This is a genomic window from Pseudomonas sp. S2_E02, from assembly GCF_054668355.1.
The window spans coordinates 1,732,683-1,745,076 of the sequence record NZ_CP162761.1 but is presented as its reverse complement, the minus strand read 5'-3'; the positions used below and the strand labels follow the sequence as shown (position 1 = coordinate 1,745,076).

Here is a 12,394-nt window from a genome sequence, read left to right as displayed (position 1 = left end):
GAGCTGCGGTATGCGTCTGATCCTCGCTGGCCCGGACGACCACCGCGATCCAGCCGCGCTGGTGCAACTGATTCGTGAGCAACAGGTCAACGTCGTCCAGTTTGTGCCGGCGCTGTTGCAGCAATTCCTTGAAGTGGCAGAGGTGGGCGAGTGCAGCAGTCTTACCGATGTGTTCTGTGGTGGCGGTGCGCTGACGGCCGCGTTGGTGCGCAGCGTGCGCGAACATCTGCCGCAGGTACGCCTGCACAACGTTTATGGCCCGACCGAAGCCACCGTCGACAGCACCGTATGGACGCTGGAGGCGAATTCGCCGGTACCGCAAGGCGCGCCACCGATTGGCAAACCGCTGTGCAATACCCGCGTGTACATCCTTGATGCTCACCAACAACCGACGCCATTGGGTGTGGTCGGCGAGATGTATCTCGGCGGCGTGCAGGTGGCGCGGGGTTATCTGAATCGGCCCGAGCTGAGCGCCGAACGTTTCCTCGACTATCCGTTCAGTGATCAGCCCGGCGCACGTTTGTACCGCACGGGTGACGTCGCACGGTATCTGGCCGATGGCAACATTGAGTACCTGGGGCGTAATGACGATCAGGTCAAAATCCGTGGTTTACGCATCGAACTGGGCGAGATTCAGGCGCATCTGGCGCAGGTCGACGGTGTCCGCGAAGCGGCCGTGCTGGCCCGTGAAGACGTGCCGGGCGATCAGCGTCTGGTCGCGTACTACAGCGGCGAACTCGTCGAAACAGATCAGCTACGCAGCCAATTGCTCAAGCATCTGCCGGCCTACATGGTGCCTGCCGTGTTTGTGAATCTGCCGGCGTTGCCACTGAGCCCCAACGGCAAACTGGATCGCCAGGCCTTGCCGGCTCCTGACCAGACTGCGCTGCTGAGCCGGGAATACGAAGCTCCGATCGGTGAAGTCGAAACCGTGATTGCCGGGATTTGGGCCGAGTTGCTGAAGGTCGAGCGGGTAGGGCGCTTCGATCATTTCTTCGAACTGGGCGGTCACTCGTTGCTGGCGGTCAATCTGGTTGCGCGCATGCGTCGGGCCGGCCTGTCGGCGGATATTCGTGTGCTCTTTGGCCAGCCGACATTGGCCGCGCTCGCTGCGGCTGTGGGCGGCGAACCTGATGCGGCGGTGCCGGCAAACCTCATTGCGGCCGATTGCCCGCGCATCACCCCCGAATTGTTGCCGCTGGTAGCGCTGGACCAAGCGACGATCGACCGTATCGTTGCAAGCGTCCCCGGCGGTGTGCGCAATGTTCAGGACATCTACCCACTGGCACCTTTGCAAACCGGCATCCTGTTCCATCATCTGTCGGCCGCGCACGGCGATCCATATGTGCTGCAGGCGCAGTTTGCCTTCGCCGATGAACAGCGTTTGCAAGTGTTCACTGATGCCCTGCAACGGGTAATCGAACGCCATGACATTCTGCGCACGTCGCTGTTCTGGGAGGGGCTGGAAGAGCCGGTGCAAGTGGTCTGGCGTCAGGCTTCGCTGGGCTGCGAGGCCTTGCCGCTAGACGCCGAAGCGGGCGATGCGCTGAGCCAGTTGCGCAGACGCTTCACCATCGATAACTACCGTATGCCCGTCACCGAGGCGCCGCTGATGCGCGTGGTGCACGGCCGCGATGAGGCCAATCAACGCGTGGTGGCGTTGTTGCTGTTCCATCACCTGGTGATGGATCACGTGGCGCTGGAGGTGTTGCAGCACGAGATGCAGGCGTTTCTGCTGGGCAACGACGGGCTGCTGAGCGAACCGGTGCCGTACCGCAATTACGTGGCGCACACCCGTTCCGGCCTGACCGCGCAAGCACACGCCAGTTTCTTCGGCGAGATGCTCGGCGCTGTTGATGAGCCGACCTTGCCTTACGGGCAGAATCTGGCCAGCGACGGCCCTGCACAAGAGGCGCAACTGGACCTGGAAAACGCGCTGAGCCACAGCATCCGTCAGCAGGCCAGGCGTTTGGGCGTCAGCGCCGCCAGCCTGATGCACCTCGCCTGGGCACAGGTGCTGGGGCAATTGTCCGGACGCGACGCCGTGGTGTTTGGCACGGTGTTGCTCGGGCGATTGCAGGGCGGTGAAGGATCGGAGCGCGCACTCGGTGTGTTCATCAATACCTTACCGCTGTGCATCGAACTGAATGCGCACAGCGTTAAAGGTGCGGCACTGGCGACCCACGAACGCCTGAGTCAGTTGCTCGCTCATGAGCACGCGCAACTGGCGCAGGTGCAACAGTACAGCGCGATGCCGGCGGGCACGCCGCTGTTCAGCACGCTGCTCAACTATCGTCACAGCGTGCCGGTCGGGCCGATATCCGCTGAGGTGCAAGCGGCGTGGCACGGCATGCAATTGCTCGCTGCCGAGGAACACACCAACTATCGCCTGACTCTCAGCGTTGATGATCTCGGTGAAGACTTCCGCCTGAAGGTATTGGCCGGGGCCGGCATTGATGCGCAGCGTATCTGCGGGTACATGCAGGGAGCGTTGATGACGTTGCTGGAGGCACTGGAGCACACGCCGCACGTGGGCTTTGACCGGTTGTCGATCCTGCCGGCAGATGAGCGCGAACAGTTGCTGGTGGATTTCAACGCTACCGAGGCTGATTACCCGCGTGGGCTGACGATTGCCCGGCGCTTCGAGTCGCAGGTCACCGAGCGTCCGCAGGCTATTGCAGCGGTGTTTGCCGGACAGCCACTGACTTACTTGCAGCTCAATCGCCAGGCCAATGCCTTGGCGCATCACTTGATCGCCATCGGGGTGAAAGCCGATGACCGCGTGGCCATCGTCGCCCGCCGGGGCCTGGATACATTGGTCGGGCTGGTCGCCATCCTCAAGGCCGGCGCCGGCTATGTGCCGATCGATCCGGCGCATCCCACCGAGCGGATCAGTTATTTGCTGAGCGACAGCGCACCGGTCGCGGTGCTCACGCAAAGCGATCTGCACGAGAGACTGCCGCAATCGGGCGTGCCAGTGATTGATGTCGATCTGTGCGCATGGCCGGCGCAGGCGCAGCACAACCCTGCGGTGCCGGGCCTGAGCGCTGCGCATCTGGCGTACGTGATCTACACCTCGGGTTCGACCGGTCTGCCCAAAGGCGTCATGGTCGAACATCAGACGTTGTCCAATCTGGTCGACTGGCACTGTGAAGCGTTCGATTTACGCGCCGGCAGCCACACCTCAAGCCTTGCCGGATTCGGTTTCGATGCGATGGCGTGGGAAGTCTGGCCGGCCCTGTGCGCGGGCGCGACCCTGCACCTGGCCCCAACCCATGACGGCGCTGAAGACATCGATGGGTTGCTCGACTGGTGGCGTGTGCAGCCGCTGGACGTGAGCTTTTTGCCAACACCGGTCGCCGAATATGCGTTCAGTCAGAACCTCGATCATCCGACCTTGCTCACCTTGCTGATCGGTGGCGATCGCTTGCGCCAGTTCAGCCGTCAGCAGCGCTTCGCCGTGATCAACAACTACGGCCCGACCGAGGCCACCGTGGTCGCGACTTCCGGGCGTATCGACGTTGGCGCGGCGTTGCACATCGGCAAACCGGTGGCGAACGCGGCGGTTTATTTGCTCGACGAGCAGCAACGGCCAGTGCCTATGGGCGTCATGGGCGAGTTGTACGTCGGTGGCGCGGGCGTGGCCCGGGGTTATCTGAACCGCGCCGATCTGACCGCTGAGCGCTTTCTGCACGACCCGTTCAGCCCCTTGCCGAATGCGCGCATGTACCGCACCGGTGACCTTGCCCGTTGGCGCGAAGACGGCTCGCTCGACTACTTGGGGCGTAACGACGACCAGGTGAAAATCCGTGGCATGCGCATTGAATTGGGCGAAATCGAGACTCGCCTCAATCAGCTCCCTGGTATCAACGAAGCGGTGTTGCTGGCCCGCGAGGACCAACCCGGCCAGCCGCGACTGGTGGCCTATTTCACCGAACAGGCGGGGGTCGAGCCACTGGCAGTGGGCGAGTTGCGCGAGCATCTGCTGACGCAGTTGCCGGACTACATGGTGCCGGCAGCGTTTGTCCGGCTCGAGGCTTTGCCGCTGACCGCCAATGGCAAGGTCGACCGCAAGGCATTGCCGAAACCGGACCTGGCCGCGCTGCCGAACCGCGAATACGAGGCTCCGCAAGGCGAGCTGGAAACCGCGCTGGCGCAGATCTGGACCGAAGTGCTGCAAGTCGGGCAGGTCGGCCGTCACGACCACTTCTTCGAACTGGGCGGTCATTCGCTGTTGGCGATGCGCATGGTCTCGCTGATCCGTCAGCGCCTCGGCGTCGAACTGGCGCTGAGTGATCTGTTTGCCGATGCGCAATTGAGCGCAATCGCTGCAGTATTGAACCGCGCCGGGCGCAGCGCGTTACCGGAGATCTTGCCGGCACCGCGTGCTCAGGCGCTGCCGATGTCCTTCGCCCAACAGCGCCTGTGGTTTCTCGCGCAAATGGCGGGTGGCAACTCGGCGTACAACATTCCTCTCGGCTTGCGCCTGCGCGGTCACCTCGACGTCGATGCCCTGCAATCGGCGCTGGCGCGGATCGTCGCCCGCCACGAAACCCTGCGCAGCCGTTTCATCCGCCTCGACGACAGCGCACAGGTGTCGATTGCCCCGGTCGATAACGGTTGGCTGCTGCGCGTAGAAGATCTGCGCCAACAGCCGCAGGCCGAGCACACCTTGCAAATATTGCTGGCGCAGGAAGCCTCGACAACGTTTGATTTGCAGAACGATTCGTTGATTCGTGGACGGTTGGTGCGTCTGGCTGACGATCATCATGTGCTGCTGTTGACCGTGCATCACATCGTTGCCGATGGCTGGTCGATGGGTGTGCTGACCGGCGAGTTGATGGCGTTGTATCAGGCGTTCAGCCAAGGCCAACCGGATCCGCTGCCAGCACTGACGCTGCAATACGGCGACTACGCCCTATGGCAACGGCGCCGGCTCAGCGGTGAAGTGCTGCAGCAGCAAAGCCAATATTGGCAGCGGACCCTCGACGGTGCGCCGGCCTTGTTGACGCTGCCCACCGATCGCCCGCGACCGGCGCAGCAGGATTACACCGGCGGCAACGTCGAGGTGTTGCTGGACGAGCGCCTGAGTACTGGCCTCAAAGCGTTGAGCCAGCGTCATGGCGCGACCCTGTTCATGACCCTGATGAGTGCCTGGGCGTTGCTGATGAGTCGGCTGTCCGGGCAATCCGATGTGGTGATCGGCGCGCCGGTGGCCAACCGCAGCCGCGCTGAAATCGAAGGCCTGATCGGCATGTTCGTCAATACGCTCGCCGTGCGCATCGACACCTCAGGCGCGCCGAGCGTCGAAGCGCTGCTGGCACAGGTCAAGGCGCGGACACTGGAAGCGCAGGCGCATCAGGATCTGCCGTTCGAGCAAGTGGTGGAAATCGCCCGCCCGGTGCGCAGCCTGGCGCACAGCCCGTTGTTCCAGACCACGTTGAGCTGGGACGGCAGCGTTGGCCCGCAACTGGCCTTGGCCGAGCTGACGCTGGAGGGTGTTGCCGGGACCGGCGATGTCGCCAAGTTTGACCTGACGCTGACATTGGGCGAGGTCAACGGAGTGCTTCGCGGCACGCTGAACTACGCCACGGCGCTGTTCGATACGCTGACGATCAAGCGGTACATCGGCTACTTCGAACGTCTGCTCGAGGCGATGGTTGCCGATGATCAAACGGTGCTGGAACGTGTGCCATTGCTGGCAAATGATGAGCGCCAGCGCTTGCTGTACGACTTCAACGCCACGGCGCGTGGCTACCCGCAAACACTGACCGTACACGGGGTTTTCCAGCAGCAGGCGGCGGCGCATCCCAAAGCTGTGGCGGCCGTGCACGGCGCGCAATCGCTGAGCTACTTTGAACTCAACGCGCAAGCCAACCGCCTGGCCCATCACCTGATCGCTCACGGCGTGCAGCCGGGCGATCACGTGGCGATCCTGTTGCCGCGTTCGCTGGAGTTGCTGGTCGCGCAACTGGCCATTGCCAAATGCGCGGCCGCTTATGTGCCGCTGGACATCAATGCACCGAGCGAGCGCCAGGCGTTCATGGTCGAGGATTGCCGCGCGGTGGCGTTGTTGACCTTGAGCGGCGAAGTCATCGACTACGCCGCGCCGCGTATCGACCTCGACAGGCTGACCCTCAACGGCCAGCCGACGCACAACCCGAACCTGCTGCAGTCGTCCGAGTCGCTGGCGTACATCATGTACACCTCAGGTTCCACCGGCACGCCGAAAGGGGTGATGGTGCCGCACCGGGGCATCGGCCGCTTGGTGCTCAACAACGGTTACGCCGATTTCAATGCGCAGGATCGTGTGGTCTTCGCCTCGAACCCGGCGTTCGATGCGAGCACCATGGACATCTGGGGGCCACTGCTCAATGGCGGTCGCGTGGTGATCATCGACCATCAAACCTTGCTCGATCCGCATGCTTTCGGCCGTGAACTGAGCAGCAGTGGCGCAACGATCCTGTTCGTCACCACCGCGCTGTTCAATCAATACGTGCAACTGATTCCGCAGGCGCTCAAGGGCCTGCGGATTCTGCTGTGCGGCGGTGAGCGTGGCGATCCGGCGGCGTTTCGTCGAATGTTGGCCGAGGCGCCAACACTGCGCATCGTGCATTGCTACGGCCCGACTGAAACCACCACCTACGCCACAACCTTTGAAGTGCGCGAAGTGGCAGAAAACGCCGAGAGCGTGCCGATTGGCGGGCCGATCGCTAACACGCAGGTTTACGTGCTTGATGCGTATCAGCAGCCTGTGCCGATGGGCGTCACCGGCGAGCTGTATATCGGTGGGCAGGGCGTGGCGCTGGGGTATCTGAACCGGGCGGATCTGACTGCCGAGAAATTCCTCTGCGATCCGTTCAGCGAGATGCCGGGCGCGTTGCTCTATCGCACGGGCGACCTCGCGCGCTGGCTGGCGCCGGGGCAACTCGATTGCATCGGGCGTAACGACGATCAGGTGAAGATTCGCGGTTTCCGCATCGAACTGGGAGAAATCGAAAACCGCCTGCTGAATTGCCCGGGGATCAAGGAAGCGGTGGTGCTGGCGCGCCGCGACGGACAGGATTCCCCGCGTCTGGTGGCGTACTACACGGCGCACGATGAACACTTGGATAGCGCTGAGCTGCACGCGCAAATGCACGCGCGACTGCCGGAATACATGGTGCCCACCGCGTGGGTGCAACTCGATGTATTGCCGTTGAACAACAACGGCAAGGTTGATCGCAAGGCGCTGCCGGTACCGACGCAGGAGGCACTGCTCAGTCGGGCCTACGAGGCACCGGCCAATCCACTGGAAGCAAGCCTGGCGCAGGTCTGGGCCGAGGTGTTGCAGGTCAGGCAGGTCGGTCGCTATGACAACTTCTTCGAACTCGGCGGCCATTCATTGCTGGCCATGCGCATGCTCTCCCAGGTGCGCCAGCAATTGGGCGTGGAGCTGGCGCTGGCCGATCTGTTTGCCAACCCGGAACTGGCGGCGGTTGCCGAAGTGTTGAGTCAGGCCGAACGCAGCAGCTTGCCGCCGATTCTGCCGGCGCCGCGCGATCAGGCACTGCCGTTGTCGTTCGCCCAGCAACGCTTGTGGTTCCTCGCGCAAATGGATGGTGGCAACACCGCCTACAACATTCCTCTGGGCTTGCACCTGCGTGGCCGACTCGACGCTGTGGCCCTGCAACGGGCATTGGCGCGGATCGTCGCTCGTCACGAAACCCTGCGCAGTCGTTTCACCCAATTGAATGACGAAGCACAGGTGCTGATTGCCCCGGTCGGCAGTGGCCTGACGCTGATTGTGGAAGATTGGCGGCAACAGCCGCAGACCGAGGAGGCCTTGCGTGCTTTGGTCGACGCTGAAGCGCGCGGGCCGTTCAACTTGCAGGACGATCCGTTGATTCGCGGTCGGCTGGTGCGTCTGGCCGATGAGCACCATGTGCTGTTGCTGACGATGCACCACATCATCTCCGACGGTTGGTCGATGGGCGTGCTGACCCATGAATTGATGGCGCTGTATCAGGCGTTCAGCCGTGGCGAGGACGATCCGCTGCCACCGCTGGCCTTGCAGTACACCGACTACGCGGTATGGCAACGGCGCTGGCTGAGCGGCGAGGTGTTGCAGCGCCAGAGTGATTACTGGCAGCAGACTCTGGCCGGCGCCCCGGCATTGTTGAGCCTGCCGACTGACCGACCACGGCCGGCGCAACAGGATCACCGCGGGGGCAGTGTCGAGATCGTACTGGACGCGCAGACCAGTGCCGGTCTCAAGGCGTTGTGTCAGCGCCACAGCGTGACGCCGTACATGGTGATCATGAGCGCTTGGGCGATGCTGCTTACGCGTCTGTCCGGGCAGTCCGATGTGGTCATCGGCTCGCCCGTCGCCAACCGTACCCGCGCCGAAATCGAAGGGTTGATCGGCATGTTCGTCAACACCGTGGCGCTGCGCATCGATACCTCGGGTGATCTGACGGGGGCAGCGCTGCTGGCGCGGGTCAAGGCCCAGACTCTGGCCGCGCAGGCGCATCAGGATCTGCCGTTCGAACACGTGGTGGAAGTCACCCGACCGCTGCGCAGCCTTTCCCACACACCGTTGTTCCAGACTTTGCTGAGCTGGGACAGCAGCGTGGCGCCAGCCCTGGCACTCGGCGAGCTGACGCTGGAAGGCCTGGCCGGGGAAAATCACTTTGTGAAGTTCGACCTGTCGCTGAGCCTGGGCGAAAGCCAGCACGGGGTTCGTGGCTCGCTGCGCTACGCCACCGCGCTGTTCGATGAGTCGACCGTGCAGCGTTTTGTCGGTTACTTCCAGCGCTTGCTGGCGGCGCTGGTCAGTGATGACCAGGCGGTGTTGGCGCAAGTCGAGTTGCTTGCGGCGGATGAGCAGCAACGCCTGCTCGGCGACTTTAACGCGACGGCGCTTGATTGCCCGGTCGAGCAACCGGTGCAGAACCTGTTCGAAGCACAGGTGCGGCGTCAGCCGGACGCCATCGCCGTGCAGTCGGGCGAACACAGCCTGACCTATCGCGAACTGAATGCCCGTGCCAACCGCCTCGCGCATCACCTGCGTGAGCAAGGCGTCGGGCCGGATGCGCGGGTGGCGCTGTGCGTCGAGCGTGGGCTTGATCTGGTGGTGGGGCTGCTCGGCATTCTCAAGGCCGGTGGCGCGTACGTGCCGCTGGATCCGGCTTATCCGGCGGAGCGCCTGGACTTTATGCTCAGGGACTGCGCGCCGGTGGCGGTGCTGGTGCAGACGGCCACGCGATCACTGTTTGCCGAGGCTGGGGCAGTGCTGATCGACTTTGACCAATGCACTTGGCACGACCAGTCGGAAAACGATCCGCAAGTGCCAGGCCTGAGTCCTTCGAACCTGGCGTACATGATCTACACCTCAGGTTCGACCGGCACACCAAAAGGCGTGATGCTCGAACATCGTGGCTTGTGCAATCTGGTGCATTGGGGCTCGCAGATTTGCCCGCCAGCTCCAGAGGGCGCGTTGTTGCAGAAAGCCCCATTCAGTTTCGATGGTTCGGTGTGGGAATTCTTCTGGCCACTGACGGCCGGTGTGCGTCTGGTGCTGGCACGGCCGGGAGGTCACCGGGAACCGGCATACCTGGCGCAAGTGATTCGTCAGCAGCGGGTCACGGTGGTCAAGTTCGTGCCGGCGCTGTTGCAGCAATTTCTCGAGCTGCAAGACGTCAGTGAATGCACCAGCCTCACCGATGTGTTCTGCGGTGGCGGCGAACTCACGGCGGCGCTGGCCGCTGCTGTGCGCCAGCAACTGCCGTGGGTACGCCTGCATAACGTGTACGGCCCGACCGAAGCCACGGTCGACAGCACCGCGTGGACACTGGAACCGCACATGCCCGTGCCATCCACCGAATTACCGATTGGCAAGGCCATCTGTAACACCCGTTTGTACGTGCTTGATGCGCATGACCAAGCGGTACCGCTCGGCGTCATTGGCCAGTTGCACATCGGCGGCATCGGCGTGGCGCGAGGGTATATGGGACTGCCACAGATGCAGGCCGAGCGCTTTATCGACAGTCCGTTTGTGCCCGGGGACCGCTTGTACCGCACCGGCGATCTGGTGCGGTACCGCGCGGACGGTAACCTCGAATTCCTCGGGCGCAATGACTTCCAGGTCAAGCTGCACGGCTTGCGCCTGGAACTCGGTGAAATCGAAGCGCGGTTGATCCAGCACCCGGGTGTGCACGAGGTGGTCGTGCTGATGCGCGACGAGCGTCTGGTCGCGTATTTCACAGTGCGCGAGGGCAGCGCTGCTCCGGCTATCGACATGCTGCGCGCGTTCATTCTTGAGCAGTTACCCGAGTACATGGTGCCGGGAGCGTTTGTTGCGCTCGACGTCCTGCCCTTGAGTCCCAACGGCAAGATCGACCGTCAGGCGCTGCCGGCGCCGGGCCTCGACGCGGTACTCAGCCGACATTACGAAGCACCTGAAGGCGAGGTCGAAACCGTGTTGGCGCGGGTCTGGGCTGAGGTGCTGAATGTCGAGCAGGTCGGACGCCACGACAACTTCTTCGAATTGGGCGGGCATTCGCTGCTGGCGATTCGTCTGGTCAACCTGCTGCAGCGTGCGGGGCAACAGGTGACCCTGGCGGAGCTGTTCCAGCGTCCGAGTGTCGAGTCGCTGGCCGCATTGGTCGGTCAACGCCATGCCGCGCCCGAACAGCCGGAAGGACTGGTTGTGGTGCGGCCGGGCGCGGGCGGCGATGCGCTGTTCCTGATCCATGAGTTCAGTGGCAGGGAGGTGTATTTCCCGGCATTGGCGATGCACATCGAGGGGCAGTTTGCGATTTACGGTTTGCCCGGTGTGCCGTTGGGGCAGCCGCAGATGCGCACGCTTGAGTGCATGGCCACGCGGATGGTCGGGATTATCCGGGCGGTACAACCGCATGGGCCGTATCGTCTGGCCGGGTGGTCGTTTGGCGGCTTGCTGGCGTATGAAATCGCTCAGCAGTTGCTTGGCCTCGATGAGGCGGTGGCGTTTGTCGGCCTGCTCGATACTTACGCGCCGCATCCGGCCAGTCAGGATAAAACCCGCTGGAGCGGCGCGCATCGCGACAAGCATCAGTTGCTGGAGCACTGCCGCGCGCGTTCGCAGATGCGCGGTGCAGAAGGGCTGCCGGCGTTGGCTGAGGTCGAGCGGCTTGAGGCTGAAGTCGAACGCATTGCGTTCGATGAGCTGTTCCAGCGCTGCTGCGAACAGCAATTGCCTGACCCGGAACTGGTCGCACTGAGTGCAGCGGATGCCTGGAGTTACTTTGATCGTGAGGCCGCTCATGGCCTGGCGCTGGCGCATTACCGGGTCAGCCCGGCCAGTCTGCCGGTGCACTTGTTCCGCGCTCAGGCACTGATGCCGGGGCAGGCGCAGCCGAGTCCGACCCGTGGTTGGGAAAACAAGATCAGTACAGGTTTGCTGCGCTGCATCGATGTCCCGGGTGATCACCGCAGCATGATGAAAGCTCCGGATATTCAGGCGCTCGGTCAGGCCTTGAGTCAGGCTATGGCCGCTGCGCAGGTTCCGGAGCCAGAGGCCTATCAGCCGCTGTTGACCATTCAGAGCGGGCACGCCGGGCATGCGCCGATCTTCTGCGTGCCGGGGGCGGGCGACAGTGTCACCGGGTTCATTCACCTGACCGAGGCCTTGGGCCCGGAGTGGCCGATCATCGGCCTGCAACCGCGCGGGCTCGATGGCAACGGCGTGCCGCACAGCCAGGTTGAAGCGGCAGCGAAGTGCTATCTGCAAGCGGTCGAGCAGTTGTATCCGCAAGGTGCGGTGCACCTGATCGGCCATTCCTTCGGCGGCTGGGTCGCGCATGCCATGGCCGCGCAGTTGCAGGCGGCGGGGCGTGAGGTGGCGTCATTGACCCTGATCGACAGCGAATCTCCCGGCGGCAACGGTACGGCGGGCAAGCCGTACACCACGACTGCCGCACTGGAACGCTTGATCGAGACGCTGCAACTGTCCAGCGGCAAGTCGTTGGGCATCGACCCGCTGGCGTTCGCCGAGGCTGACGACACCACGCAAATGCGCCTGTTGCACGAGGGCATGGTGCGCGCCGGTGTGTTGTCTGCGCGTTCGTCAGCGCAGGCCATGCACGGCCCGGTCCGCACCTTCGCCACAGCCTTGCGCACGGTCTATCAACCGCAGTTGGCCTACACCGGGCCGGTGCGGCTGGCGCTGGTCGATGACCCGACGCTGGATGCGTGGGGCAATCAGCGTGAGCAAGCGGCGATGGTCGAAGGCTGGCAACGCCAGGTGACGGATCTGGCGGTGTGGTACGGGCCGGGCAACCACTTCACGATTCTCAAGACGCCCAACGTTTTCAGTCTCGCGGCGTGGTGGCATGACGGCCTGAAAGTGCCGGCCGGCCAAGTGGTTTCCTGA

Annotated in this window: 1 protein-coding gene (running past one end of the window); it reads left to right on the top strand. The window is 63.4% G+C overall.

Annotated features, from left to right (window positions below):
* Positions 1–12,394, top strand: partial view of a non-ribosomal peptide synthase/polyketide synthase gene (locus AB4O01_RS07770; protein WP_460091207.1) — the 3' portion only. Its footprint begins 5,450 nt before the window's first position; the window shows 12,394 of its 17,844 coding nt (coding positions 5,451–17,844); its start codon lies off the left edge, out of view; its stop codon occupies positions 12,392–12,394.